Here is a 25,167-nt window from a genome sequence, read left to right as displayed (position 1 = left end):
CATTATCTCCTTTACTGCTCAGACTGAAGGTTGGCTTTAGCCATGCCACGAAGATCTACTTCAAAGCTTTTCAACTTTTCTTCAGCGGAGTTGGAGATAGTAGTTACAGATGACTCAAATATTTCTACTTTCGAATCCAGAGCTTCTCCTAACGAGTCGACAGCTTCAGATATTTCCTGAGCGGCGGCAGCAAGGCTTTGAACTACATCTGAAGCGTGCTTATCAAGCCCTAAAACATACTCATCAGTTTGTGATGCGTAACGCTCTAAACCAGTGCTGACATTCTTAAATACATTTTCAAGAGTTGTGTCTAAGCCAGAGAAGCGTTCTTCATAATCACTCCAGATATGGGTCATTTCCTCTTGCACTCGTCGTAAAGTATTTAGCGTTGAATCGACACTTGAGGTGGACTCAGTGAGTTGAGCTGATGTTTGGTTTAGTGACTGAATATAATCTTGAAATGTACTAGCAGTACGTTGAAAGTCCAAATTTGTTTGATTGGCCTTCTCCGAAAGCTCACCAATGGTTTCAATAGATTGAGAAATTTCGCTGTAAAGAGTCTTGTTAGCATCAGTCATTGTTTGATATTGAGTTGCTGTTTCAGTAAGTTTTCCTAGAATACCATCAAACTCCTGTAAACCTTCCTTCAGGTTGTCTGCCAGTTTTTGTGAGGCGGTATCAAGCTGGATTGTTACGTTATCAATGGATTTTTCGACGCTTTCTAGCAAGGCATCAACAGCTTCATCAATTCCAGCATTTATTTTTTCACTTCCCTCGGTCATCGCCACTGACATGCCTGTAACGGCACTTTGTGCCGCCTTTTGCATCTCATCTTGTCCTTTTGTTAAAGAATTAACTTGCGACTCAAGGCTATCGCTCATAGTTTTGATTGTGGAAGCGAAGGCTTTCATTTCATCCCCCGCAGCTCCTGCAATTTTGTCTGCAAACTCACCCATCACTTTTGTTACCGTTTCATCGCTAGCCGATTTTTGATCAGTTCTTAATTCATCTATGGCTCTAATCATAGGTTGAGTTACATGTTGCTCTATGACTTGACCTAGGGATACCGCAAGATCATTGGCAAATGTTTGAAGGGCCATCGATTGCTTTTGAGCCTCGGCTAAACTCTTACTCGCGAGGCGTTCAGCTGAGAAATACTCTACACGTGCATCCAATGCTGAGTTCAATTTCTGGCAACTACTATTGAATAGGTGGATGTATTTTTTTTCGTAAGCTGAGAAAACTAACGATGTTAGTAATCCCACAATCGATGTAATAAAGGCGAGTGATGCTCCATCAAGAAGTATGTTTAGAGCTTCTTTTGCATCCTTTATATCGTTTGAGTTTAGTCCTGGAGCTGCAAGAGATATCCCGACGGTTAGGCCTATGAATGTACCGACGATACCGAGCCCAGTTAGGATATTTGGTAATGCGTTATAGAAACGCACGTTGATATTCGGCAAGAGAAGGTTTTTCTGATTAAAGTATACAGAAGGGAGGTGAGTATTCATGATGACCTCTTTGTCATCATCAAAGTCTTCTCCTGGCAGCAATAGCGTTTCTTCGAATTCCCTCCAAGAATCTTTCAGATACTTATCACTACTCATCCACTCGCGAAGTTCATCGTAATATTCAGGAAATTCGAGTTTGTTTTTAGGTGTTGATTTGATTTTTTTAAGAGCGCTGTTTAATGAATTTCTTACAGGAGAAAATCTAAGCCAAAAACCCACACCACTCCAAATCGCGATGACAAAAATGATGCCGCAGTAGAAATATATAAAGTTTGTAGACGTGATGAAAATCATCACGTCATTTAAATTCATGTTCATTAAGTTGTGTTCCCAGCCATTAATTATGCTGCGTTGCTATTTGTAAAAAATGCACACAGTTTCTTATCGTTCAGCATCATATTAGAGCAGGCTTAATGTGAAAGAAACTGATCAGGCGTCAAGGAAATAAGTATTGATTATTCAGCTAGATGGGAATTAGTTGGGGTAAAGTGATGTTCGAGGTTATAACCCTCCTTTCATAATTTGATGCATAACCCAGTAAAGTGTACTTGGCCAACTTCGTAAACTTAAAGGGGGAACGCCTTGGAATTGTCATAGGCCGAGTTACTTGGACGAATCTGGTCGACTAAAAGTTCTGATGCACCTTGTTTGAAAGAAGTTATTGATTGCAATAATTAGAGTCTTCATCTAATCGGATTTCAACCTCTTCGCCATTCAAGTATGTTATGTCTTTTTTTAACTTACCATTACTACAATAAACGGTGTAATTTCCATTCATCTTACCATTTAAGTAGTTACCTTTTAGAAAGATGTTACCATTCGAATATATGTTCTCAAAATCCCCATGTCTTACGTTATTCTTGTATGATTTTTTCCTAATGGAGCCATCAGTACGGTACACTATAATTTCACCATCATAAGCGAATTTATCTCCAAACATAATACTTTCGATTTTATTAGAAGACTTAAAAGGCCTTGCGTCGTCAGATTCTAAATAGCCTATTTTTCCGACTAGTTTCCCTGTCTCTTGATTGTAGCGTTTAGCTGATCCATTTTTAAAAGTTGTTACTCGCCTTAAGCTGAAGTCAGCGGCATACTCTTTCATCGACTGTATATTTCCCTGATTGAAGATAATTTCTGACTTTTTATAACTTGGTTCCGCATAGGAACCGACTCGCTCAACATAAATAGTTGTTATTCCATCTCGTAAACCTTTATTGAACTCAATACTATAACGGTAGATCAAAGACCAGTCGTTATCTTCATTTTGCTTGTATTCGTACTTTCCTTCGTAAACGCCACTAAACGGAGACTGTGTATTTAAATCATAATAGACACCTTCACGATTTTGAACATTGTCATTTGCATAACTAAACATAGATAGTGTCATTAAAAATATAACAAAAGTGTTCTTCATAAAAGTCTGTCCTATATAACGTATTAAATACAAGTGGCTAAAAGTAGATTGGCCTCAGAGGTTAGGCATACAAGCAAACAACTAAACCTTCTAAACCGCAGCCAATGTCAGAGATACTCGATGAAGGTTTTGTCGTTTTAACAACCTTCTCCATCGACGCTAATCAGTGTTCAGTGGTCGATCAGTATAATTCGTTCAACTCTATATGGAATGATGGAAGCGAATCTGCTTTCAACATCAAAATCACAAGATACAGACGAAACACCAACCGTGTGTCCTTCGACTTTTATCGGTTTTGCTAGCTCTGAATTATACTAATGAACGTTGAAATGATCTTGGCTCAGAATGAGTATCAAACGAACCAATTGCAGTACAAAAAGCACGACAAGCGCTTCTATAGCGTCCATTGATGTCGGTATCAAAACCTTCGAGAAACCTGGCTAATGTTTATACAATACTTTAAACAGATCTCCTTTGGTAGTCATGCTTTCTTTTTGTTCTTCATAAAAAAGAATACGCCTGTCTTCTAAGAAGGTGACTAATTTTGTTGCTAACTGCTTCTCGGTATCTTTTGGATACTGAAAACCAAGGACAATATAATTCTTATAGCGTAGAGGGTAGATGAAAGGGCATTGGATAGTAGGCCTCTGTACAATTTCCCGTCCACCGATCGTACATTCGCAAGCTGCGCCGTTCTGCGTTTTACAATATCCACAAGTTATTTAAAGGCTAGATTGTAACTGAAAAGCTCAACTAGCTTATGACTATAAGCTAGATCCATCCCTCTATCTAAAGTTAACGACTTTCGATATCCAGCAGGCATATTATTAAAAACAATTAACAGCGCTGTATAGACCGACTCAGCGTCTTTTTCTGCAAGTTTTAGGATGACCTGCGCTTGAGGGAAAAATAGATGTGTTTAATGCAGAGGTGAGGATATAGATAGCGCTGCTTCCGCATGAAAGTTAGATTGGGGCTTTGTTGCGAAATTCGGACAGAAAAACAAACTGCCTGAAATTGAGCGATTCTTATTCAACATACTGAGTTTCAGGCATACCAAGCCCTGCAAGCTTGTTCAGCGCTTTAATCATGGCATAATTTTCACTAACTTGAGCATTGTAATTTCTCAGGCTTCACCTTCAACCTAGCAACTGATTCACTATGATACCATTCACTTTCTCTGTAAACATTAAAGCCTTTAGCATCAATGGCTAGGTGTAGTATCGCATTTCTGGTTTTTGTCTTAAATGAGACTTCAAGTTGCTTAGCTCTAAGAATGATACAACTGTAATGTGAACAGGTAAGAGGAAATTTAGCCAACTTAATCAGAGAGTCTATAAATCTCTGCAATGTTCTCAGTGGCATTTAGAAGACTCGTATCACTATCAGTGTGGTAGTAGTGATAGAAGTAGCAGAAACGGCGGCGTCTGAGACGCTTATTCTGCTTGCTTTGTTTTCACTCACTTTGGATTCTTCACTATTACAGAAATTGAGTGAACCACGGTTGATAAGGCTTTGTCGTCCTATTTCCAGTTTGTTGTTTTGTAAAGAGGTTTCGACATAGGACTACGCTGGTTGACCGATGTAGCCGTTCAGATCGTAAGTTCCTGATTCAGTTCCAGCGAATTATGCAACTAAACCCCGTAGATCTTGACGACAACCGTAAAATGCTAACCAAGATGCTTGTTGAATGTGACTTGACCTAGTATTTAGTCTTATCGTTGCAGATCATTCAGGTTAATTGTTACTGTCAAAAATTAACCAATCGGAAAAGATCAGTTGAACCCTACAAAAAGCTGCTGATACTTTGTCAAGTAGTGACAACAAATTTGAAAACGCCTAATGAGATGACTTGTTAGTGTTGATCTTCCGTTGGTCTTGTTAAATAAACTATGAAACCAGTAATAACGATTATTGGAACAGCAACATAAGTTAAGTAAACTCCAACGTAGCTTACAAAATATAGTGTTAAAGCATAAGTGACGAAGGTCAACCAGAAAATCACTAAACATTTATCATATAGCCATTTTTTCATGCAAATACGCCTTTAGAAGTACTTTTTATCAAATGTTCAATTGAAATGCCTATCGTAACAAATCGACATGATAAAAGCCTTCAATTTGGGGCAAAGCTGAAGAGTTTATAGTGAGTCAGGCAAGCAACAGGTAAGGATTTCTTACCTGTTGCGGTAAAGTTTAACAGAGCCCGAACCAAACAAGCTCACTTAAACTTAAACTTAAACTTAAACTTAAACTTAAACTTAAACATTAAAAATGAGGAGAGCAGGGTACCCTCCTTATGAAAGTTAGACTTGAGGGATTACCTGAGGGCTGAGTCGATCTATAAGCTCAACGTGCCCTCCAAATATCCTAATACTTAAAGCGTCAATAACAACGCCACTAGCCACTTGAAGTAGATCTAACTGTTTAAATTGATTCTTATACTCTTCAATGATTTCAAGTTTTCGAGCAGCATTAAGCTCAAATCGATATTGAGGATGGCCATCTTGGTCTTCGTATAGAATGACCAGATACTGAGAGTTGCTATCAAACAACGACTTGAAAATTTCGAACAGCTCTTCAACGCGTTCAGCATCCTCGGGTAAAAAAGAGAATGCTTGGTTACCAAAATCAAAATCTTCAATTTTTAAATTGTTAATAAGCGTTAGCGTTATCATGTGACAGATTAACCTTGGGGCTAGAATGTAGTTTAAATCTTCGGGAGATCTTTCTGATATGTGCAACCTTGAGATGTTTTTGTACTTACGATAATGAAGAAAGGCGAGTTCAAGAGCTTCGTTTATATTGAATTTTATCATTTATATCACCTTGTCGGACGCGTTTGAAGGGGCGTGTTAAGCACCCTCCGTTTTATTTGAACGAGCTAGTTATTAGCCAACAATGAACATAGATTTAGTTAGTTTTGCTATAACTAAAAACCAAGTTTTTGAAGTGACTAAAACCGCCTAGCAGTGATCTGATTTTTTGAGTTGAGAACTTCATAATGTGGCAAAACTGATCCTCTGTGATTTTTGGGTGCTCTAGAATCATTAGAGTTGCATCAGTTAGCTCTTCAAGCTGTACGCTGGAAATTCCAAGATCTGTTGAGTTCGGATATTGTGAGAAAGTTTGTTTCTCGTCTGTTTCTGCACAAATGCGGCACACAGCCTGCTGTCGCTTACATAGAGACATAGTCAACATGTTATCTTCCTTTGCTAGATTTATAGTCATTGGCAAAATGAAGGAACAGCGAGTACCACCGTGAAATAACAGTGCACTAATTATGAGATTGTTTGCGAAGATTTTTGATTTCAGGCTCATTTTAGTTCCTCCATTTAAATGCCAATACGAATATCATGTGGCCGTTTAGACCAAGGTGCATTGCGCACCATACATTTCTCTTATTCGTATTTTTATCTCAATGTGGATACCGCTGAACCAGAAGTATCTATAGCTCGGAAAGGACAATAAAACTAATCCCACTAAAAGTTTCTATTCGTCAGTGGAAGTTGCATTTATGCCAAAAGCTCATTTTAATATACTGTATGTTATAACAGTGTGCAATAAGTAAGTCATTAGTTTTTCGATAATAACTAATTTGAGTGAAGTCAATCACATACCTATAACATGGAGTAAGTTGTACTGATGTTTAGATAAAAATCGTGATTAATTCTTCTGATTATGCTCTGGCGACAGAAAAACTAGTTTGACAGTCTGGCTAGGGTGCTTGGACACAATTGTCAAAGAGCGATCTAACGTCGTTTTGCGGTTTGTAGACAATGAAGGCTGATTGTAGAATGCGGTTTTGATAGTTCTTTACGGTTCTAGGCAAAGGTGTGGAATAAAAAAGCCCCCTTGAAGCAAGGCATTGCGCTTTGCTGGTGCCAGCAGACTAAATAAATCCCTCTAGGAATGGTTCTTAGTGAGATTTTTTGTGACAAATATCAGGCTAGGTGTCATTACTGAGGGATCCTGACAGGACAAGAGCGATTCTTCTAACTCAAAGATGGACAGTTTCGTGTTAGGAATGGAACCTGTAATAATGCTGTTTATATACGAAAACATAAAACCTATAGACGTGATCAATTTCTTGCTGAGCCATCACAAGCAAACTAAAGAGCATCGTTTGGCTTTTTTTGATGTGATTGATTTTTCCATTCATCAACAGCATTTTGTTGCTCTGTGGTTAACTTTAAATCCCTTCTTTTTAGAAGGTGTATCCCGATTCTCTTATTCAGCCTTTGTTCCTGTTCAGACTCCCATTTTTCTAACTCTTTCTGAAGATGTGTTTCTCTAACTTGCGACTTCTTAAGAGACTCTTCAGCTAAGTTAGCTATACTTTTATCGATGGATTTGATCCCATCTTTCATAGCCTTAAAAAGGTTAGTTGAACGACTATTAGTATTGATTTGCTTAGAATATTTTTTCGCTTTGAAAATATCTTCATGCTGTTTTACACCACCTACGGAAATATTTAACCCGATGTTCGGTAATGGCCGTAAAAACTCTTCAAGCTGATAGGCTTGCTTCTCAAATTCTTTAGGGAAAGACTTATAGATGTAGAACAGAATGTTATCTGAATTTTGGTTGAAGTAGGTTTGTAGTTTATAATTCACGTGCTCACCTTCCCGTAATGCGGAAAAATGCTGACTCTTTCTTCTTTCAATATTCGTCGTAACCCCTATATAGCCTTCATCTAAATCATATTTTTTATCTGCTTTGACAATATGATAGACGTGGATAACTATAGAATCAGCTCTATTTTTAGTGCAATTATCATTTTTAACTAGTGATTTAGGCAACTCAGGAAGACTGATCATTATAAACGCTCCTCTAATATATGTTATTGGGTATATTGCGGTGGAGTTATCTGATATGGAAACCAATTGCACACCTCATTGATTATTGTTAAGCATGAGATGGTTTTTTAGTGATTTAGATGGTTCTCAACAATTACCTTGACGAAATAAACTAAGACTGTGGTTCTTTTTAAGGTTCATAGCTTTATTTAAAGTGATGAGCACCGCATTACTGAGGCCTCTGTAATAACTTAAATAACAAACACAACGCTTAGTAGAATGCCATACATTGCGAACTATTCTAAAACTATTTATACGCAGATATATAGAAACCGCTAGTGCTTTATCATAACGCTTAACCTTATCAATCAGAGTTTTGTATGCGCTCAATCATCATTTTTTTCTGAAATAGCTTTTGCAAGCTCATGGATAGTAATTAACAGACGGTCAGAATCAGTTTTTAGACCAACTAACCTTGTTTCAAATGACGAGCGACTTTTACACCTTGAAGTATTCATTGCTTCCTTTGAAATAGCTTTTGCCTGTTTACACTGTAGTGGTTCATAGAAATTGACCTCCTTATTGGAGGTTTTATTATTAGCTATTAGGGTCAAAAGTCGGCTTATTTTCATCAGCATAATACACGTTGTGACTCGTCTTGGGGCAGCAATGAGTTTGGCCTAGGAGGATTCCTTCTCGGTTGCGCACATAGCAAAGGGCAGTCGGAGGTGGTTAAGGGGTGAACTAACGAAGTTTATCTAGTAATAAGCCTAGTTTTTGGATAATAGGTGAGCCGTTACTTATAATAGAAAAATCGGATGAATCGAGTGATACTAGTGAACGATCTAGAAGATGACATTATGATAACTACTTTTCTGAGTCCAATTAGTTACTAGAAGGCGTTGACATTGACTACTGAGAAATCGAGAGCTCAATAATGAAACTGAAAATAGACCTTGAAAGGATGAGTGAAGCAGAAGTGAGATCAAAGCTTTGCGAGTATGGCTACGAGTTACCATCTGGTTTTAATTTTTTTCAGCACATCTCGATCATGTTTGATACAGAGCTTGGAAGAGTTGTTGCAGTCGAAAAATGGCCTTTTAGTTGCGAGGAATCAATTGATAAGCTGAAAAAAAAGATGGGAACAGCAGACAAAGAATGGGTCTCATTCGGTAAGAGCTTAGAAAAAGCTGATAGCGACTTCCTGACGGAGCGAGTCGATGTTTTTGATGCTCAGCTTGAAATCGAAGAAGATGAGATAGACCGAGAACTCGTCAATAAAAGAATAAATTCGCCCGAAATTGACGTCGATTTAGATGAGCTTTGATTTAACGATGTAAAAGTAGTCATACAAAAAAGGCATTACAATCAGCTAGTCAGTCAAAAGGGGATCATTGATATCAAGTTGTGCTAAGGTGTTTGAGTATCAAATAACGAGGCTTTTGAACTATGGCTAATTCGAAAAGTTACGATGAAATGAGGCGTCAAAAGCAAGAGTCGCAGAAGCGTTTTTATGATGATTTGTTTAAATCTCGTTGTAACGGTAGCTACTCGATTGACAAAGAAAGCATGAAATCTGACGTTATAGATCCAGAAAAATTGCCTAACTATCCACCGAAAGACATTCCTGATTTCGATTAAAAATGATCGTTGATATCGATAACTTTGCGCAGATCAAAACCTTCAACAAGTTCAACGCCATTATATCCTCTCTGATTAGTCGAGTATCTTATACCGCGGCTTACGAAATCATTACAGTCATGGTTATGCCCATAAAGCCAGATGGAGATTTTTTCAGCTAACTCAGAAAACTCATTACAATCAGAGGCAAAAGCAGGGTTTAGAGGTGAGCCTTTAAATTTGGGCTGTATAGCTTCAGCAGTCGGCAGGTAATGGGTGACAATTACATTCCGTTTTTCGGCAGCTTCTTTCACCGATTTATAAAGCCAGTGCCTAGATTCAGCATGTAAGCCTGCCGCAATTTCGGGAGTGAAATACTGACCTTTATAAGTGATTTTTCGGTAATCATTGATTGCGTTTCGAGCGTAATGGATAGAAAGAGTAGCGTTGTTACCCAGTTCAAAATCTGTCCAGAATGTTGCTCCGTGAAATCTCACCCCATCAATCAAAACACTCTCATTTTCTAGAAAATGAATGTTTGGATATCTTCTAGCTTTGTCGCGGCATTCTTGGATTAACTCATCGAACTGAGTGAAACCGTAAAGTTCATGATTTCCTAGTATATAGATAACAGGGATATCGAACTGGGAAGCCCAGTCAATCCCCCTAGATCCAGCATGAATATCCCCACTCAAAACCACAATGTCAGCATCTGTTTTAGGAACATCCATTGGGCCAAATTCCAAATGCAAATCAGAAAGATGTAAGATCTTCATTGGGAGTTCCTTTATGAAAAATATCGGTGTTAATTCTTCTGACTGCTTCAGCGTTCTCATCAAGCCAGCTTTTCAACATAGGGTCATTACGCTGAGCCTCAAAGTCAGTGTTTTCCATTAGCTCTTTGAGAGAGTATGTTTTGTTTGCTTTCTTCTTTGTCATAGAGCCTCATCATTCATTTCTAGACGATATGCGCGGCAGAGCTTGATGTCAACGTCGGTTTAACCGACAGAGTTGGAGAAAAAAATCGCGAGCATCAACTGATTTTGACTAGCTTTCATTAAATATACTTTTCATCAAATCGTGATGAATTCTGATGAATTTTTAGTGAAGAGGCTGCACCTTGTTGTTTTTATGGAAGTAATTTCTGTATTCTGACAAATGCAGCATTAGTTTTTTTAATGAGTATATGTTCGATAGTAAAACAAAGGCGAGCGGCGCTCTCCTTGTGTTGTCTTCGTTGCCGCCTACGGCGAAGTGGTCGATTTTTTCCCTCTCTTAGGGCTGTCTGAAACTGGTCTGCCACATGCATCTTCATATACCTGTCTTACTGTCGATACTGTCGCTCTCGTCGCGGACTCTGGGAGTGGATCAATTAACGATTCATCGCAGTTCTTGAATCTAGCAATCTTAGTCTCGTCGTTCTGTCCTTTAAATACAGCATAAGTTGCGTGCACCTTTTGAGCGATTGAGTCATTTTTGTATTTTTCGGTATTAAAAGATGTTGCTCCATACCCAAGTCGCTCCATGATAAACTCCAATCGCGCAGCAGCTTGTTGGATATCTTGTGCTTCATCCGCTCTTAATTGATCTACATCTTCGATATCTTCTATCCACTCGCAAAGCTCGTGAATAGATAATGCGCACTTGTGAATTTCTACATCACCAAAAATGGTGGCACGGCATCTTAGTTTTTCTATTCGTTCAGCTCTGTTTACTTCTATAGCTGCTACGCAATATTTCTTAATTTTTGCGTATTCGCGCTGCTGAAGACTCATGCTGTCTGCATTATCTTTGAAGTATTGAGTTGAAAAGTCTGATTCAAGCTCACGCTCGCTCGGAATCTTAGTAACTTTTCTTAAGTCAACTTTAATGATAGATGTAGATTTCGATCTGAAGGTCAACTCGCCATCTTCGTCATACTCTGCGACGACAACTCTCACATCAACAATGCTCGATCCAGTTTTTAATTTTGGACAGTTATATGAGACCGATACTTTTTCTTTTTTCGGTTCAGTGGAAAGTTCGTTGTTTACATTACTAATTGCTTCTTGTAGTGTCATTTTAATCACCATTTATTATTTTTATTATTAGTTTATATAAATAAATTAGCACCTAATAATATCGGCGTCAATATATATTCTGAATAAATTATTATTAATTTTAATAAGAATAATCTGACAAATGATATTAATTTAATATATTCTGAAGAATAAAAATATAGAGGAAATTATATATTATTCAAGTTAGGTTAAATGTCGGGTTAATATTAACTTTCAGAATCTATCCAACAAATAATATAATACAAGTTAGAGGGAGATTGAGTGCAATATTATTTGTTTTTTTACAGTTAGTTGCAGGGCTGTGATGATGAAAGACAAGAAAAAAGCCACCCAGAGAGGGTGGCTGGGTTTGTTTGCAAACTACATGGTTTTGATGGGTTCAAGACCATACTGCTTACATAGCGCGTTGTAGCGATTGACGTGGCCGCCTTCTCCAGCGTCTTTGATTGCATTTAGAATATCTTCAATAGTGATGACCGTGTTGCGTCCATCTTTGCGTTCATGAGCGAACTCAGGCTGCTTTTGATAGTCGCCAAGATGACTGCTGGTTTCAATTTCATAAGTGCCGAAACCAAGGAACTCTAAGAGCATTTTGATGAACTCAAGAAGCATCTCTACTGTTTGTCTATCAACTTTTGCAAGGTACTGGTCTTTGGTCATCTTGGGTTGATTAAGCCATTCTTGACTGTACTGCTCTCGATGCCATCTTTTGTTTATTCTTACTCTAAATACATAAGCATGAAGCTTTGAGTCGAACGATTTTGAACCACTTTGATTGTAGAGTTGAAGGTATGTTCTCAATAGTGAGTGACCGATGACAGCTTTGAGTTTTGCTAAGTCTTTCTCTTTGAACTTCAGCACTACATTAATATGCTGAGCGTCTGCTCTGAGAATGTTGGCTGGCTCAATAGGCGGCTTCTCGTCTTGAATGACACCGAACTCTCTCGCACCTTCTCTCAGATTCATTTTTTTGATAGCTGCTCTTTCAGATTCGTCCCAAACAAATGCTTCAGTTGCTTTTAGATTCTTAAGCGCAAATACGTCGCTGCTACCCAATTTAGAGCTTTTAAAATACGGCTTGGCACGAGCTTTGCCATTTGAGGCACGACTGTTGCCGTGTGTGGCAATTGAGCTGCTTTTTTCGTACCTATTTAATCTGTAAGACATTCCAGAAGGTTCGGTGTCGTCAAATCTTGTGTAAGTTAGCTTAACCTGCACGCCAACTGCATTAAGTTGATCTATAAACTCTAGAAGAGTAGGTTTGACATCAAGTTCGCTGTTTTGAAGTAGAACAAAATCGATTTTTCTTTTGATTTGGGCTTTGTCGCCACCTGAGTAATTCTTTGTTCTTTTGCCTTTCGGTGCGGGTGTTTCTCTAAAGCTGGTTGTTGCTGTTTGACGCATCATTTGACCTGGATTTGCGACTTCTCCAAGGTTGTATTCTTTCTCAAAACCTCTCATTAGTTCAGTTGCTTTTTTGTAGTTTTGCCACTGATTAATTATTTTCTTTGTTCTGATATCAACATGACTGTTGACGATGTGTACGTGTTGTTTGTCGGTGTCGTTATGAATAAAAGCTAGGTATTTAGTGTTTTGCATACCCATACCTTTCATGTAGTCTCTGACTAATTTCAGCCATTGCTTGCGGTCTAGATGCTCACCCTCTTTAAGGGAAATCATGCGATGCTGAGCGGGTTTATGGACACCGCGCTGGCTTTTCACTTCACCGATCTCTTCACCAATTTGTGACCAATCCATTTCATGAACTTTTATAAATGGAGTGGTGAGAGTTGGCAACGGTGATGTGATATTGCGAGCAACTAGGAACTCGGTTTTTTCGCTGAGAGCGTCTTCGTCATCATGGCCCTTATTAGTGCCTGCGATGTAGTCAGCTCTGTGGTCTTGCTCAGTGTCAAATTTGGATTTGCCTGCGCCGTAGTGGGCAAGCACCGTGGTGCGTTGCTCGACAGTTTGGCGCTTGCTTTTGTCGACTTTCACTTTGATTATTTTGTGAATCATAAGTTTACCTATTTATTATTATTGTTAGAGAGGGTTAAAATCGATTGTTCTGCCCCGTAGGGCAGGGTTGGGGCGCTGTGCGCCCCTTTTTTAGTTAATGGAGGATTGAGGCTTGATCTTCTTCTCTTAAATACTTAAAGTCAGCCATCTTTTGTAGTTGTTCAGCACTTAAGTATTTGTTTGCAATTGTTAATGCAAAGTCTGTGTTGTATTTACCCAGTTGACGTTGCTCTCTTTCGGCCATTTTTTGTTGTACTGCTGAAATTTGAGTTAATATTGCAAGTGCATCATCTTTAGAAATCTTGTCTTCAAGCATTGTGTAGCTTAGTTGAGCTGTTATTAACTGAATGCCATGATTAATGTCTTCAATCATTTCTTCCTCTTCTTCCGAAATCACTATTTCTTCAACTCGAAGTTCAGGTGTAAAATTTATAGTGACATGCTTCATGTACGTCGAGAGGTGTTTGTAGCCTAGTTTTTTTGAGCGACACTTAAGCTCGTCGGCTTCAGCCTTTGTCACGTTAATCTTGATTTGCGTGTTACTTTTGTCTTGATTCGCTTTTCTAGGGCGACCCACATGAATGCTTCCGATTTTTTCGTTTATTAGTCGAATGTGCGCAAGCTTAATCTCTTCAGATTCTTTTGTTTTTCCAGCCAAGATTGCGTCTCTGCGCTCAATTAGCTGAGTCTTTGTCATTTTGTCTAACTCTACATAGACAGAGTGTCGAAGTTCGATCATATTGTTTACCTTTTTATTATTATTATTATTTTTTAGGTTGTACCTGCTTTTCTTTTTGAGCGAAGCGATGACGCAGACCCGAAGGGGTCGAGTACCACAACGCAGTGAGGACTGGCCTCGCAGAGTAAGCTTCTAGTAGTTATGAGGTACGAATAACTATTAGTACTGGCTTGTTTCCATGTTTTTTAATAGTGTCACTGCCTGACAATGATAATATTGGTCGCTTTGACAGTGTGCGTTTCAATTAGTATTTTTCTAAAGAGATGAACTTAATATTTATCAGTGCTTACATATATATTAAAATTGGTATTTTTAATAATCAACTGATTTCAGGTTTATTATTTATTGTACTTTAATTTTTTAAAGTTTTATTGTAGAGCTAGAGTTAAATAGTAAATTCGATAAATTGAATAATAATAAATATCTGGTATATTCTGAAAAATAAATATATCGGATTAAATAAAATAATTTTTTCAGAATAAATCAGAGGATGAATATTATTGAGTCAGAAGAGTCATATAGATCGACATAATTTTTTCAGAGAAAAAGTGCGGCTGAGCATAAATGAGTCAGAAAAAAGATGAATTGCTCTGAAAGAGGACTGTGAGCCCATCTGGATGATGGGTAGGTTTTAGTATTGTTGACGTTGTTTTTTTGCGTACAGCTTGTTTAACAATAAATTTTAGGCTTACTCTCATTTACACATCCTTACCAATAATTCCTGTAAGTGTAATTAATTACGTATAATTACCTTGATTGCGTAACTACAAAGCCCTTGGTCAGTGATAACCTTGTTCACAACGAATGAGGAGGAAATCAGATAATGAACATGACTAAGGAAGAATCCATTAGATGGATCAACCACGCATTACATTCTATGAAAGTTTAGGTAAAAAACAGAAAGATCTAGCCCTAGATTTTGGTATTCCAGAATCAAGGATGAGTGAACTAAAGAATGCGCAAAAACCTCTCAAAGTTACGCCTAATCAAATGAGACAAATAATTGAACTAAGCGGTGCACCTAAAAGAAACCCTGGTCGATTTGAATATGCAGAGCTTTACGACAGCCTAAAGGTGTTTTTCAATAAGTATGTAGCGGTTACACTGAATCGGTTTCACCATGATGTTTATGAGAGTCTGTCTAACAGGTTCGTAGTAGATGAGAACCTTGATAAATGTAGTTGCCAATATGAAGGTAAAGGCCAAAAAATATCGGCCATTAATTTGTTAATACGTTCAACAGACTTCGCTGATATCTGCAAAGACACTGAGTTTAACCTTACAGTTAATGGTGCTTTGATTGAGCAGTATGAACAAGTAACCAAACTATATGGTTTGACTATCAGAGACAGGGAAACTTTCTATAAGTTACGCCAACTATGGTCTCTGCTCGATATTTATCCAGAACTAACGTTTGGCACGCAATATAACAGCGATCTCGATTTTGTAGTACCTCTGACACCATTAGTCCTTACTGGTAACTTAGCACCCTCTAAAGCTCAATAAGTTACTTTAAAAGGTAAGCTATTTTAGTCCCGTCAGAATCCCTCGGTAGTTATTGTAATGACAAAGTCGCTTGGTAATTAGGATACGACAGAATCGCTTGGTGATCACAGTCCTAGAAATACCAATTGACTCGTTTCTGTCGGATAGACGGCACCTGTTACCAGGTGCCACCCTCCTCAGAACCGTACGTGCAACTTTCACTGCATACGGCTCAAGCCTCCACAAAGGCACAGTGAAGCACCCAGTAATTAAATCGTTATAGGACTAGAGCGAGACCAAAAGTTGATCGCAACACTAGCCCTTCGTGTTAATTACCTTTGCGATACGCACTTGAAGCTTTAACACCTTGCCAATGAGCACTCAGTAGTTGAGAGACCACGGTTCGTTGTAAGAAGATGCACTAATTTCATTTGAAATCATCATTTGCTTTTCTTCTTCAATAAATTTCTTCAAACTCTTTCGCAACGGGAGACCAGTTAGAAGTCAGCTCGCTTTCGCGCCAGATAGAAATCTGTATCCACTTCATTACAAAGCGGCATTTGCTTTCTCTAACCTCCTTTACCTGCATACCTATCGGCCACCTTCACAGGTAGCTTTCCCATAGGGAGGTATACAGGCTTACCCTGTTCCGTATGTCGCGTAAAAATGTCAACTTAGATGCCCACAATGGTGCGGAGAGTACAATGACCACGAAAGAGCATTGTCCAATCTCTTTCCGACTCTCGTTGCCTTTTGGCTACAGCGTATTAACCACTTCCGCTGCTTCATCGTATAACGCGCCTTAAATGGATTCACATTACATTCATCATATTGACTCCCTAGCACTCACCCGATTTTGTGGTTATCAGGAGGAACATCCTCTCACGATTTTGCTCCCGCTCAGCCTAACGACCAAGCTTCGTTACGTTGTCAGAGCCGCTGCTTTATTCAGGCTCTTAGGGTCATCTGGTGATACAGATGGTTCACTCTGCGTGGTGAACAACGCTTCATACGACTTCAGGTCGCACGGACAATTCCGAGTTGCGTTTTTCCTAATTTAGTAAAGCATGGATTAACTGAAGTATGGCAACACTCGCTTAGTCGAGTGTCCAGTATCACTGGAGCAGATCAGCTTGATGGTGTTGTTCGTTACAGACATAGAAGAGGCTGATACGAGGGTGTGGCTGGTAAATTCATGAGTGGGTCTTGATTTGTAAAATCAGGTGCACTTAGGTATTTATGCTGTGTGCCGAGCAAGCTCGAAGAATACAATGGGATAGTTTAACGCTACCCTGTTATGCAGTCTGATATGAAAAAAGCAGCATTACAGATAAGGAGGTGCATTGTATGAACCTTGATTACATGAGTGAAGTTATCAAGATTGAAAGTGTTGAACAGCTAGGTGACATGTTAAGTCAGCATGATGAGATATTGTTAGCTATTTCTGAGGAGTGGTGTTCTGTATGCCGCGTTATGGAAGGCACCTTAATCAATGCAGCGTTTGAATTGAAAGGGAAGGCGGTTGTTCTCAAATCTAGTGTTGAGATTTCAAAATCAGTATCGGAAGAGTTGGGACTTAGGAGTATTCCTGCGTATGTTGTTTTCCATAATGGGGAAATGGCTGGAGTGATGTATGGAAGGCAGACAATTGGCGCGATGACAAGTCATTGGTCAGAAGGGAGCTTATAAACGGGCTCCCTATAACTAAGAGGCTGTCTAGGAGACTATTTCAAGTAACGGTCTTCCAAATGAGCTTTGAAGTACGCAGGATTCAATACTTCACCAGTCGCTTGTTTAACTAACTCGTCGGTTGTTAGCAAACTTCCTTTATTCCATATTTTTTCCTGTAGCCAAGTAAAAATAGGTGTCAAGTCACCACTTAGGATTGCGCCGTCAACATCAACAGTTTTCTTCATGGAAGCCATGAATTGCGCTCCATTGCTGTGACGCCCAAAGTTGTTAATTGCTTTTTCTGCAAATAACAAATTTCTTTTATTGTATAAATAGCCAACTAGTTACTTCTGAGCCTAAACTTTCATTTTCGTGCTGGTGTCTGACGAACGAAACAAATTTACTCCATTGGCTCCTATACATTTGTCCTTCTCCTGGTAGAACTTTACCATTAATAAACAGATGGTATAGCGGTTTAAGAGGGCTAGGGATTGCTTCAATATCCGCAGGAACGATTTCTGTATCAAGCGAATCGAGTTCTTTGGAATTGAACTCATCTAGATTCTCATTTTTTGAAAAACTTGTGGAATCATATATGTTTTTCATTGCTAATTTGGCTTTATCACCATCATTACTTGCATAATACTTATTTGCGGTAGCTTCGTTGTCGCCGAGCGTTGTTGCGGATAAGTACTCGCTTCCTGGTGTGTTTTTTAGAAGGGTAGCGAGTGTGTGCCTGTTATGGTAGAGAAAAGCGGATTCAGGTAATTGGAATTTTTGACGCAATGCTGCCCAGTGATATCTGTATATAGAAACGGAAGCATACCCTTCCAATGAGGTGTTTGACGGAAACATGAAACCATTCGGGTCAGATAAAGTTTCTTTATATTTGTTGACTTCACTCCAAAACAGATCATGTGGTATTTGAACTAAGCGACCGTTCTTAGTTTTATTTTGTAAGCCAAGAGGAATGAATAAAGTTTGTTTTTCAACATCAAAATTACAAGCCCAGTTTCGACGTGCTTCAATGGGGCGAATTCCAGCCAAAACACATGATGCAATAATTATCTTCCCCATAGCATTCGGGTCTCTCGGCCTGAGTTCTTTGTAAGTTTCGTTGAATTCATCTGAAAATATAAAGCTAATTACACCATGTATATCCCAGCGAAAAACTTTATTGTCTAGCTCTTGGGGTGATGGTGCTGGGTTTTTGGGAAACAGGAAATAGTGATTATCAATAGGGTTTTTGATGATGTAACCCATTGAATGGCATATATTGAACATGCTGTTAAATTTTGAATAGTAACCTCGCATAGTTCCAGTTGTCAGTCCCTGTTTTGCCCAGAGTGTTTTTAGTTCAAAAACCCACGTTTCTTCTATGTCACCAATTTTTCTATCAATATGGTTCGGGAACTGATTTAAGAGGTTACGAATAGTATCATCTGTGGGGGGATTGAAATGATGATTCTTCATTGGTTTACGTTCGCGATCTGCTGCGTAGTAACCATTTTCTAAATATTCTCGAATAGTCATTTTTTTGAAAACATGGCTCTCTCTGCTTAACTTATGCTGCTCTTCCACTAAAGTGTAAAGAGCTTTTCGAGCGAGCTTCGTATTCATAAAGCCTTTCGGAAAGTGATTACTGTCGGGTTTCTGCATCCACTCGCCAAGCTTTTGTCCCATAAGGCCCTTTTTATAGCCTTTGTAAAATTTGGGTAAAATAGGATAAAAGGTTTTTTTTGATTTTGATATTCTGAGGACTAATTTTGCACCTTCAGATTTTTCTTCATCAATACCAATATCTCTTAGGTCTATAGGGCCACCTTCACTGAGTTGCGGCAAGTTTTTTATATAGTTATCAGTAAAGTTAAATTTGCGCTCAGCTTTTCGGTTAGTGATTTTTGCTTCGGTTGCAGAAACCCCATTAAAAGTAACCTTCTTTACTGGTAAATAGTTTGCTAGATCAAACTCTGTTGCTTTAACTTTTTCCACACCACAACCCTTTTTTAAGTGTTTTCAGCATTGTAGTTTTTTTATAGTCAATAGTGCAATAAATAGTGTAATTTCTTAGGTTTAATAAATAAACACTAGTATATATTTTGGGAAATATATATTAGTGTTTATAATCTTAAATATCTGATTTTAAAGCGATAAACTTAAAATGGTTGATATGTTTAAATGGAATAAGAAAATACTTATTAATACCAGTAAATAATAACTAAGACTTAAGAGGTCCTTGTTCTATCCAGCTGAACTAAGGGGACTTTTTGTCTGAGGCGTCATTGTATACTAATCACGTTACGCATTAAATACTCACACTGCCGTTCGCTTAAAATATAAACGGTAATAAGAGCCAACAATGCTTTAATACTTCATTTTTTGTTTTATCGAATACCGGTAGCATGAATTTGAGAAACACTCACGATCCCAATCAGGTGATGATTTTGGTGCAGCACAGGTAAGGCAGTAATGTGGTTTGTATTCATAGAGTCTAAGGCGTGTGTGCACATCGCCTTAGCATCGATGTAATGGAAGTTCTTTGACATATATTGATCAACATTTTCGTTGAGATCTGCTTTGTTAGCGATAGCTCGCCTAAAATCACCATCAGAAAATACACCAACAACTTGGTTATCATCGATGATTGCAATTAACCCTTTTCCACTGAGGCATAAACAATCCACCGCATCCAATAACGAACTGTATGTAAAACAGTGCGTCCCTTCAATTTGATTATCTAATACATCTATTACTGTGGTGAGCAGTTTGGCCCCCAAGCTACCTGCAGGGTGGCTGCGAGCAAAATCATTTTGACTGAATCCTATTTGGCTCATGACGGTTAAAGCCAGTGCGTCACCCATCATCAATGTGCATAGCGCACTGGATGTTGGAGCAAGTCCTAGCGGACAGGCTTCTTGATTTATCGCCACATTTAATGCCGCGTCTGAACTTATCGAAAGGGTAGAATTTTTGTTACCAGTAATGCTGATGATTTTATTTCCCTGTGCGGCTAATAGTGGCAATAATATCCTGAACTCGTTGACCTCTCCGCTGTAACTGATAAGTAACGTGCTGTCATCTTTTCCAACCATGCCCAAATCACCATGCAAAGCCTCTGTGGGATGAATAAAGAATGCTTGGGTACCTGTACTTGCGAATGTCGCCGCGATTTTCTTCCCTATGTGGCCACTTTTTCCTATCCCCATAACCACGACCTTACCTTTGGTCGTTGAAAGTATGCGACAAGCATTCACAAATTCATCATCAATTCTCTCAAGCATATGGTTTGCTTCAGTAAGTTCATCTCTAAGGAAGGTAATTCCTAGTTTTTTTATATTCTCACTTTCATTGTTCATTATTACCCCTTTAGTGCTTTCACTGTGAAAGCTGTATTTGATGTTGTATTAATCAAGTGACACGTATTTTCTAATAATTTCTGTTTGAAAGCAAGGTTTGCGTCATTTGAAAGCTAACTGTCAATTAAATGATGTTAAATTAAGTCGATCGTGCAATTATTCTGTCCATTCAAAAGTAAATTAACCATTAATGATAATTATTGTGAAAGAGATCACTTTCAAACTGAAAGTTGAAGTGCATAATTCAGCCACCAAACAACAAAGAGGTAAAACAAATGGAAACTGTAATTTTCGGGGCTGAATGGTTTATTGGACTGTTCCAAAAAGGGGGAGAGGTCATGCTTGGCATGATGTCTGGTATTTTACCATTACTTATTGCGTTGCTCTGTGCGATGAATGCGTTGATCGCCTTCGTTGGTGAACATCGCGTTGAAAACTTGGCGAGTAAGTGTGCAAGTAATCCTGTGTCTCGTTACCTAATTCTCCCTGTGGTGGGCACATTCATTTTTTGCAACCCTATGACCTTGTCACTTGGGAAGTTTCTACCAGAATGCTACAAACCGAGCTATTACGCTGCAGGCTCATATTCTTGCCATTCGTTGAACGGTCTATTCCCACACGTGAATCCTGGCGAACTGTTTGTTTATCTCGGTATAGCGAGTGGATTGACAACACTTGGTTTGCCGCTCGCTCCACTTGCTGTGTCTTACCTTCTCGTCGGTGCTGTTTCTAATTTCTTCCGTGGTTGGGTGACTGACTTCACCACGATGATGGTTGAAAAGCAGCAAGGTATCACTCTAGAACGTGAAGTTAAATTTGGTTAATCGGGGGATTTATGACAAAGACACTTAAAGTACGCGCTGGAAAAGGCGGTTGGGGTAACGAGTTAGTAATCGACTTCCCTAAACACAAGAAAATCATGTACATGGTTGGCGGAACTCGTCCAGCATTGGTTGATCGATTGGTGGAATTAACGGGTCTAGAAGCCGTTGATGGATTTAAAGAAAGCTGTGATTACAGCGAAATGGCCTGTGCTGTTATTGACTGTGGTGGTTCGATGCGATGTGGTTTGTATCCAAAGAATAATATCCCAACATTGAATGTCATGCCGACAGGTAAATCTGGAGTAATGGCGAAACATATAAACGAAAACAATTATATTTCAAATGTTGATGAACACTGCGTCAGTATTGCGGGAGAAGCAGAGGCAGCTACGGTTTATGCGGAGAATATTTCAATAGATGTTGGAGGTGCAGGAACGATGTCTGGTGGATATATTGATACAAGCAAAAAGCTAACTGAGCAATCAGATGGCATGCTTGCACGAATTGGTATGGGCATGGGTAATGTCATGGCTACCTTTTTCCAAGCAGGACGTGACACGATCGATACAGTCATGTCTACCATTATCCCATTTATGGCCTTTGTCTCCATGCTTATCGGGGTCATTTTGGCAAGCGGAATCGGCGACAGTATTGCGCATGTACTTGTCCCTTTAGCAACGAATCCGATTGGTCTTGTTGTATTAGCACTTATCTGTTCATTCCCATTTTTGTCGCCATTCTTAGGCCCTGGTGCGGTTATCGCGCAGGTTATTGGTGTGCTTATTGGTACTCAAATCGGTTTGGGTAATATCCCTCCTCAGTTAGCGCTACCGGCTTTATTTGCAATTAATGCTCAGGCCGCATGTGACTTTATTCCTGTCGGTTTAGGCCTAGCAGAAGCTAAGCCTGAAACGGTTCGCGTAGGTGTTCCTTCCGTATTATATGGACGTTTCCTAACGGGGGCGCCAACCGTATTGTTAGCGTGGTTTGTGTCCATGTTCATCTACAACTAAGGACTGAAAAATGAGTTTGTACAATATTTCGATTATCAAAGTTGGCGAATGCGCATTGGAAGCGCTTAGTGAAGACATGTTGATTCTATTTAATGAGTCGGTTCCTGAAGATGCTGCTGAGTATTGCTTTATCCATAACCATGACACATTGAAAGGTGACATTGCTGTTGGGGGGAAAGTGGACATTGATGGAGTTAACTATCCCATCACCGCGGTTGGTGATGCGGTTAATCAAAACTTAGGCAACCTTGGTCACATTACATTGCGATTTGATGGTGCGAATACGGCAGATTTTATAGGGAGCCTCCATTTGTCGGGAGCTCAACCAAGAACGCTGGTTACAGGCTCCACCTTTACGTTTAGTTAGCTTTTAAGGGGTTTAACACCTTGTTTAAGCCCCGTTTTATTTTGTAGGAGATATCGTTATGAGAACAGCAGTAGTAATCGGTGGTGGTCAAACACTCGGCGAGTATATTTGTGAAGGGTTGGCTGCTGACGGTTATAACGTTGGCATAGCGGACTTGAATGGTCAAAATGCGGCAAGAGTGGCAGATAAAATCAATACAACATACGGTCGAATACAGGCTTTTGGTACGTCAGTAGATGCCACGGATGAGATGAGTGTTAAAGCATGTTTTGAGGCAATCAATGATAATTTAGGTAGCATCGATGTATTGGTTTATAGCGCGGGCGTCGCGAAGGCCGCAAAAGTGACAGATTTTACGCTGGATGATTTTAACTTTAACGTTGGTGTAAATTTAAATGGCTATTTTTTGTGCGCTAGAGAAGCCGCACGATATATGGTTGCTCAAGGAATCGGTGGTCGCATACTACAGATCAACAGCAAGTCTGGAAAAGTGGGTAGCAAACATAACGCAGGTTATAGTTCAGCCAAGTTTGCAGGTATTGGTCTTACACAATCTATAGCACTCGATTTAGCCGATGATAATATTACTGTTAACAGTTTAATGTTAGGTAATTTACTCGAGTCGCCAATGTTTCAAAGTCTTATTCCACAATACGCCCAAAAGCTGGGTCTTCCGGAAGATCAAGTGATGAAACACTATATAGATAAAGTGCCACTTAAAGCGGGTTGTGGCTATGATGATGTGTTGAATGTACTTAAATTTTATGCGAGTGATGGTGCAAAATATTGTACGGGACAGTCGATTAATATTACTGGTGGTCAAGTAATGTTTTAATGTTAGTAGGGGAGCTAGTCATAGCTCCTTTTTTATTTGGTGATAATATGGACGCGATTTATGTGCTTATCTTCATTTTCGGAATGAGTTGGGCAACTAAAAAATTTCTTGAGTACATGAAAGCAAGAGCTTTTAAACAATGATAAAAAGGTGATGTATGGATTCGATTTCAACTCTGATAGTGATTGCAATTATTGCATGGGCTTTACAGATCGGGTTTACATTTTTCCAAATCAGGGCATTTAATCATATGTTGCAAGCCATGGCGGTCAAAGGCACTGTTAAAATGGGGAAAACAACAAGTCGCTGGAAGGCCCGTACTATAGTCGTTTTGGTTGAGTCCGAAGATAAACGCATTGTCGATGCCAAAGTATTTAAAGGATGGACTGTTTTTGCTCGACCTAAAGTTCTACCTAATGTTATTGGTGAGCGTTATCCTTTTGCACAGCACGTCACTCTAGGTTTTGATAACGGAATTCAAGAAGCGTTAGAGGTTGCATTTTCAAAGTAACTGCCTTAGATTTTTATTTTTTTAATATGAAAGCTTTTTCGTGTATTATAAAAGCTATCGCATAAAAATGAGACAGCAATGAATATTATTGATAGAAGAAATGAGTTGGTTGCTTATTTAAAAGAGAATGGCAAAACGGCTGTAAATGAATTAGCCGACATTTTTGATACCTCTGGTGCCACAATCAGAACGGATTTACGAAAGCTTGAAGAAGATGGTGTTGTGGTTCGCCGTTATGGCAGTGCAGAAGCTTGTTTACCACAAGTTGTTGCTGCTGAAGAGTTCGCTATGGATGAGAAAAAGACCATCAATCTTGAGAAAAAAATACGAATTGCAAAAAAAGCGGTTCAGTTAGTGAACGATGGAGATTCGATAATACTCGATTGTGGTAGCACGACACTTCAGATGGTGCCTGAGTTAGATAGCTTTATGTCTTTGACATTAATGACAAATAGTATGGATATTGTTAATACGATGGCAGAACTAGATTCTGATCATACGATTATCATGCCCGGAGGCTCATATCGGAAAAAATCGGCTTCATTCCATGGGGGGTTAGCAGAGCGTGCCTTTAGTCAGTTTTCATTTGATAAACTATTTATTGGTGCTGATGGCTTTGATCTGTCTCAGGGATGTACTACATATAATGAAGCATATCAGGTTAGTCAAGCTATGTGTCAGTCAGCCAAAAATATTATTGTAGTAATAGATTCATCAAAATTTGGCCGTCGAAGCCCAAATGTTGTGGTTCCTTTGGACCGTATTGATGCTGTCATTACTGACACGGATTTTAGTGAAGAAGAGGCTTTGGGTCTCGAAGATAAAGGTATAAATGTCTACCGAGTATAGTTAATGTCGTTATTTCTTGAGTAAATTGTTACTAAAATTTGTCAATGAGTGACTATTTTGCATTCACTTTGAAAGTTATTAAGCGTCATTGT

Annotated in this window: 23 protein-coding genes and 2 pseudogenes; 10 read left to right on the top strand and 15 right to left on the bottom strand. The window is 39.0% G+C overall.

Going from position 1 to position 25,167, the window contains the following annotated elements:
- Positions 1–11: 11 nt before the first annotated feature.
- From zorA to AACW90_RS05340, 6 genes and pseudogenes are all read right to left on the bottom strand, one after another.
- A complete protein-coding gene (gene zorA / locus AACW90_RS05365) occupies positions 12–1,829 on the bottom strand; it encodes an anti-phage ZorAB system protein ZorA (RefSeq protein ID WP_390231859.1) in 1,818 nt (605 codons plus the stop codon).
- 340 nt (positions 1,830–2,169) lie between these two features.
- Positions 2,170–2,928, bottom strand: a complete 759-nt coding sequence (locus AACW90_RS05360) for a toxin-antitoxin system YwqK family antitoxin (protein ID WP_390231856.1) — start codon at positions 2,926–2,928, stop codon at positions 2,170–2,172.
- A 1,167-nt stretch (positions 2,929–4,095) separates the two neighbouring features.
- Positions 4,096–4,490: pseudogene (locus AACW90_RS05355) on the bottom strand (transposase); the annotation flags it as partial.
- Between the two features lie 743 nt (positions 4,491–5,233).
- On the bottom strand, positions 5,234–5,746 hold the full coding sequence (locus AACW90_RS05350) for a hypothetical protein (protein WP_390231853.1): 513 nt from the start codon (positions 5,744–5,746) through the stop codon (positions 5,234–5,236).
- Positions 5,747–5,840: 94 nt separating this feature from the next.
- A complete protein-coding gene (locus tag AACW90_RS05345; RefSeq protein ID WP_390231851.1) occupies positions 5,841–6,248 on the bottom strand; it encodes a hypothetical protein in 408 nt (135 codons plus the stop codon).
- A gap of 791 nt (positions 6,249–7,039) precedes the next feature.
- On the bottom strand, positions 7,040–7,747 hold the full coding sequence (locus AACW90_RS05340) for a GIY-YIG nuclease family protein (RefSeq protein ID WP_390231848.1): 708 nt from the start codon (positions 7,745–7,747) through the stop codon (positions 7,040–7,042).
- A gap of 916 nt (positions 7,748–8,663) precedes the next feature.
- Between AACW90_RS05340 and AACW90_RS05335 the strand changes: the two genes are divergently transcribed.
- The gene (locus tag AACW90_RS05335; protein ID WP_390231845.1) at positions 8,664–9,053 is read left to right on the top strand and encodes a hypothetical protein; all 390 of its coding nucleotides are present in this window, start codon (positions 8,664–8,666) and stop codon (positions 9,051–9,053) included.
- 122 nt (positions 9,054–9,175) lie between these two features.
- Positions 9,176–9,367 (top strand): hypothetical protein, encoded by a 192-nt coding sequence (locus AACW90_RS05330; RefSeq protein ID WP_390231842.1) that lies wholly within the window; start codon positions 9,176–9,178, stop codon positions 9,365–9,367.
- On the opposite strand, the gene AACW90_RS05325 is transcribed toward AACW90_RS05330, so the two are convergent.
- The 5 genes from AACW90_RS05325 to AACW90_RS05305 all read right to left on the bottom strand — a co-directional run bounded on the left by AACW90_RS05325 (position 9,364) and on the right by AACW90_RS05305 (position 14,164).
- The gene (locus tag AACW90_RS05325) at positions 9,364–10,122 is read right to left on the bottom strand and encodes a metallophosphoesterase (protein ID WP_390231839.1); all 759 of its coding nucleotides are present in this window, start codon (positions 10,120–10,122) and stop codon (positions 9,364–9,366) included. The genes AACW90_RS05330 and AACW90_RS05325 overlap by 4 nt on opposite strands.
- Entirely contained in the window at positions 10,100–10,285 is a 186-nt protein-coding gene (locus tag AACW90_RS05320; RefSeq protein WP_390231836.1) for a hypothetical protein, read from the bottom strand. The genes AACW90_RS05325 and AACW90_RS05320 overlap by 23 nt, the downstream gene beginning before the upstream one ends.
- Before the next feature lie 305 nt (positions 10,286–10,590).
- Positions 10,591–11,406: a hypothetical protein gene (locus tag AACW90_RS05315; protein WP_390231833.1), complete on the bottom strand. Its 816-nt coding sequence runs from the start codon at positions 11,404–11,406 to the stop codon at positions 10,591–10,593.
- A 360-nt stretch (positions 11,407–11,766) separates the two neighbouring features.
- Positions 11,767–13,425 carry a relaxase/mobilization nuclease domain-containing protein gene (locus AACW90_RS05310; RefSeq protein ID WP_390231830.1) on the bottom strand — a complete coding sequence of 553 codons (1,659 nt, stop codon included), beginning with the start codon at positions 13,423–13,425 and terminating at the stop codon, positions 11,767–11,769.
- 94 nt (positions 13,426–13,519) lie between these two features.
- Complete coding sequence (locus AACW90_RS05305) at positions 13,520–14,164, bottom strand: hypothetical protein (RefSeq protein WP_390231827.1); 645 nt, start codon at positions 14,162–14,164, stop codon at positions 13,520–13,522.
- Between the two features lie 852 nt (positions 14,165–15,016).
- Here AACW90_RS05305 and AACW90_RS05300 point away from each other — a divergent pair.
- Positions 15,017–15,670 carry a hypothetical protein gene (locus AACW90_RS05300; RefSeq protein ID WP_390231823.1) on the top strand — a complete coding sequence of 218 codons (654 nt, stop codon included), beginning with the start codon at positions 15,017–15,019 and terminating at the stop codon, positions 15,668–15,670.
- Positions 15,671–16,106: 436 nt separating this feature from the next.
- On the opposite strand, the gene AACW90_RS05295 is transcribed toward AACW90_RS05300, so the two are convergent.
- On the bottom strand, positions 16,107–16,238 hold the full coding sequence (locus AACW90_RS05295) for a hypothetical protein (RefSeq protein ID WP_390231820.1): 132 nt from the start codon (positions 16,236–16,238) through the stop codon (positions 16,107–16,109).
- 758 nt (positions 16,239–16,996) lie between these two features.
- Here AACW90_RS05295 and AACW90_RS05290 point away from each other — a divergent pair.
- On the top strand, positions 16,997–17,338 hold the full coding sequence (locus AACW90_RS05290; RefSeq protein WP_390231816.1) for a thioredoxin family protein: 342 nt from the start codon (positions 16,997–16,999) through the stop codon (positions 17,336–17,338).
- Positions 17,339–17,373: 35 nt separating this feature from the next.
- Here AACW90_RS05290 and AACW90_RS05285 read toward each other — a convergent pair.
- The 3 genes and pseudogenes from AACW90_RS05285 to AACW90_RS05275 all read right to left on the bottom strand — a co-directional run.
- A pseudogene (locus AACW90_RS05285) lies at positions 17,374–17,583 on the bottom strand (carboxypeptidase M32); the annotation flags it as partial.
- Between the two features lie 58 nt (positions 17,584–17,641).
- The gene (locus AACW90_RS05280) at positions 17,642–19,312 is read right to left on the bottom strand and encodes a site-specific integrase (protein WP_390231813.1); all 1,671 of its coding nucleotides are present in this window, start codon (positions 19,310–19,312) and stop codon (positions 17,642–17,644) included.
- A 392-nt stretch (positions 19,313–19,704) separates the two neighbouring features.
- Positions 19,705–20,676 (bottom strand): KpsF/GutQ family sugar-phosphate isomerase, encoded by a 972-nt coding sequence (locus tag AACW90_RS05275; RefSeq protein ID WP_390231809.1) that lies wholly within the window; start codon positions 20,674–20,676, stop codon positions 19,705–19,707.
- Between the two features lie 275 nt (positions 20,677–20,951).
- Here AACW90_RS05275 and srlA point away from each other — a divergent pair, with 275 nt between their 5' ends.
- The 6 genes from srlA to srlR all read left to right on the top strand — a co-directional run bounded on the left by srlA (position 20,952) and on the right by srlR (position 25,075).
- The gene (gene srlA, locus AACW90_RS05270) at positions 20,952–21,500 is read left to right on the top strand and encodes a PTS glucitol/sorbitol transporter subunit IIC (RefSeq protein ID WP_195703998.1); all 549 of its coding nucleotides are present in this window, start codon (positions 20,952–20,954) and stop codon (positions 21,498–21,500) included.
- Between the two features lie 11 nt (positions 21,501–21,511).
- A complete protein-coding gene (gene srlE, locus AACW90_RS05265; RefSeq protein ID WP_390231805.1) occupies positions 21,512–22,513 on the top strand; it encodes a PTS glucitol/sorbitol transporter subunit IIB in 1,002 nt (333 codons plus the stop codon).
- Positions 22,514–22,523: 10 nt separating this feature from the next.
- A complete protein-coding gene (locus AACW90_RS05260) occupies positions 22,524–22,880 on the top strand; it encodes a PTS glucitol/sorbitol transporter subunit IIA (protein ID WP_195703996.1) in 357 nt (118 codons plus the stop codon).
- A 58-nt stretch (positions 22,881–22,938) separates the two neighbouring features.
- Positions 22,939–23,715, top strand: coding sequence for a sorbitol-6-phosphate dehydrogenase (gene srlD, locus AACW90_RS05255; RefSeq protein ID WP_390231801.1), 777 nt, complete (start codon positions 22,939–22,941; stop codon positions 23,713–23,715).
- Positions 23,716–23,872: 157 nt separating this feature from the next.
- On the top strand, positions 23,873–24,226 hold the full coding sequence (locus AACW90_RS05250) for a transcriptional regulator GutM (RefSeq protein WP_275134510.1): 354 nt from the start codon (positions 23,873–23,875) through the stop codon (positions 24,224–24,226).
- Between the two features lie 78 nt (positions 24,227–24,304).
- Complete coding sequence (gene srlR, locus AACW90_RS05245) at positions 24,305–25,075, top strand: glucitol operon DNA-binding transcriptional repressor SrlR (RefSeq protein WP_390231798.1); 771 nt, start codon at positions 24,305–24,307, stop codon at positions 25,073–25,075.
- The last annotated feature ends 92 nt before the right edge of the window (positions 25,076–25,167 follow it).

This window comes from Vibrio frigidus (assembly GCF_042465995.1).
Taxonomy (GTDB): Bacteria; Pseudomonadota; Gammaproteobacteria; order Enterobacterales; family Vibrionaceae; genus Vibrio.
This window is presented reverse-complemented; position numbering and strand designations above follow the sequence as displayed.

Excerpts from the sequence above, each read along its gene's own strand:
- srlR (WP_390231798.1), top strand. The coding sequence starts at position 24,305 with ATGAATATTATTGATAGAAGAAATGAGTTGGTTGCTTATTTAAAAGAG.
- AACW90_RS05310 (WP_390231830.1), bottom strand. The coding sequence starts at position 13,425 with ATGATTCACAAAATAATCAAAGTGAAAGTCGACAAAAGCAAGCGCCAA.
- srlD (WP_390231801.1), top strand. The coding sequence starts at position 22,939 with ATGAGAACAGCAGTAGTAATCGGTGGTGGTCAAACACTCGGCGAGTAT.
- AACW90_RS05295 (WP_390231820.1), bottom strand. The coding sequence starts at position 16,238 with ATGCAGGTAAAGGAGGTTAGAGAAAGCAAATGCCGCTTTGTAATGAAG.
- AACW90_RS05335 (WP_390231845.1), top strand. The coding sequence starts at position 8,664 with ATGAAACTGAAAATAGACCTTGAAAGGATGAGTGAAGCAGAAGTGAGA.
- AACW90_RS05325 (WP_390231839.1), bottom strand. The coding sequence starts at position 10,122 with ATGAAGATCTTACATCTTTCTGATTTGCATTTGGAATTTGGCCCAATG.
- AACW90_RS05315 (WP_390231833.1), bottom strand. The coding sequence starts at position 11,406 with ATGACACTACAAGAAGCAATTAGTAATGTAAACAACGAACTTTCCACT.
- AACW90_RS05340 (WP_390231848.1), bottom strand. The coding sequence starts at position 7,747 with ATGATCAGTCTTCCTGAGTTGCCTAAATCACTAGTTAAAAATGATAAT.
- AACW90_RS05350 (WP_390231853.1), bottom strand. The coding sequence starts at position 5,746 with ATGATAAAATTCAATATAAACGAAGCTCTTGAACTCGCCTTTCTTCAT.
- AACW90_RS05260 (WP_195703996.1), top strand. The coding sequence starts at position 22,524 with ATGAGTTTGTACAATATTTCGATTATCAAAGTTGGCGAATGCGCATTG.
- srlE (WP_390231805.1), top strand. The coding sequence starts at position 21,512 with ATGACAAAGACACTTAAAGTACGCGCTGGAAAAGGCGGTTGGGGTAAC.
- AACW90_RS05305 (WP_390231827.1), bottom strand. The coding sequence starts at position 14,164 with ATGATCGAACTTCGACACTCTGTCTATGTAGAGTTAGACAAAATGACA.
- AACW90_RS05290 (WP_390231816.1), top strand. The coding sequence starts at position 16,997 with ATGAACCTTGATTACATGAGTGAAGTTATCAAGATTGAAAGTGTTGAA.
- srlA (WP_195703998.1), top strand. The coding sequence starts at position 20,952 with ATGGAAACTGTAATTTTCGGGGCTGAATGGTTTATTGGACTGTTCCAA.
- AACW90_RS05360 (WP_390231856.1), bottom strand. The coding sequence starts at position 2,928 with ATGAAGAACACTTTTGTTATATTTTTAATGACACTATCTATGTTTAGT.
- AACW90_RS05330 (WP_390231842.1), top strand. The coding sequence starts at position 9,176 with ATGGCTAATTCGAAAAGTTACGATGAAATGAGGCGTCAAAAGCAAGAG.
- AACW90_RS05345 (WP_390231851.1), bottom strand. The coding sequence starts at position 6,248 with ATGAGCCTGAAATCAAAAATCTTCGCAAACAATCTCATAATTAGTGCA.
- AACW90_RS05250 (WP_275134510.1), top strand. The coding sequence starts at position 23,873 with ATGGATTCGATTTCAACTCTGATAGTGATTGCAATTATTGCATGGGCT.
- AACW90_RS05300 (WP_390231823.1), top strand. The coding sequence starts at position 15,017 with ATGGATCAACCACGCATTACATTCTATGAAAGTTTAGGTAAAAAACAG.
- zorA (WP_390231859.1), bottom strand. The coding sequence starts at position 1,829 with ATGAACATGAATTTAAATGACGTGATGATTTTCATCACGTCTACAAAC.
- AACW90_RS05320 (WP_390231836.1), bottom strand. The coding sequence starts at position 10,285 with ATGACAAAGAAGAAAGCAAACAAAACATACTCTCTCAAAGAGCTAATG.
- AACW90_RS05275 (WP_390231809.1), bottom strand. The coding sequence starts at position 20,676 with ATGAACAATGAAAGTGAGAATATAAAAAAACTAGGAATTACCTTCCTT.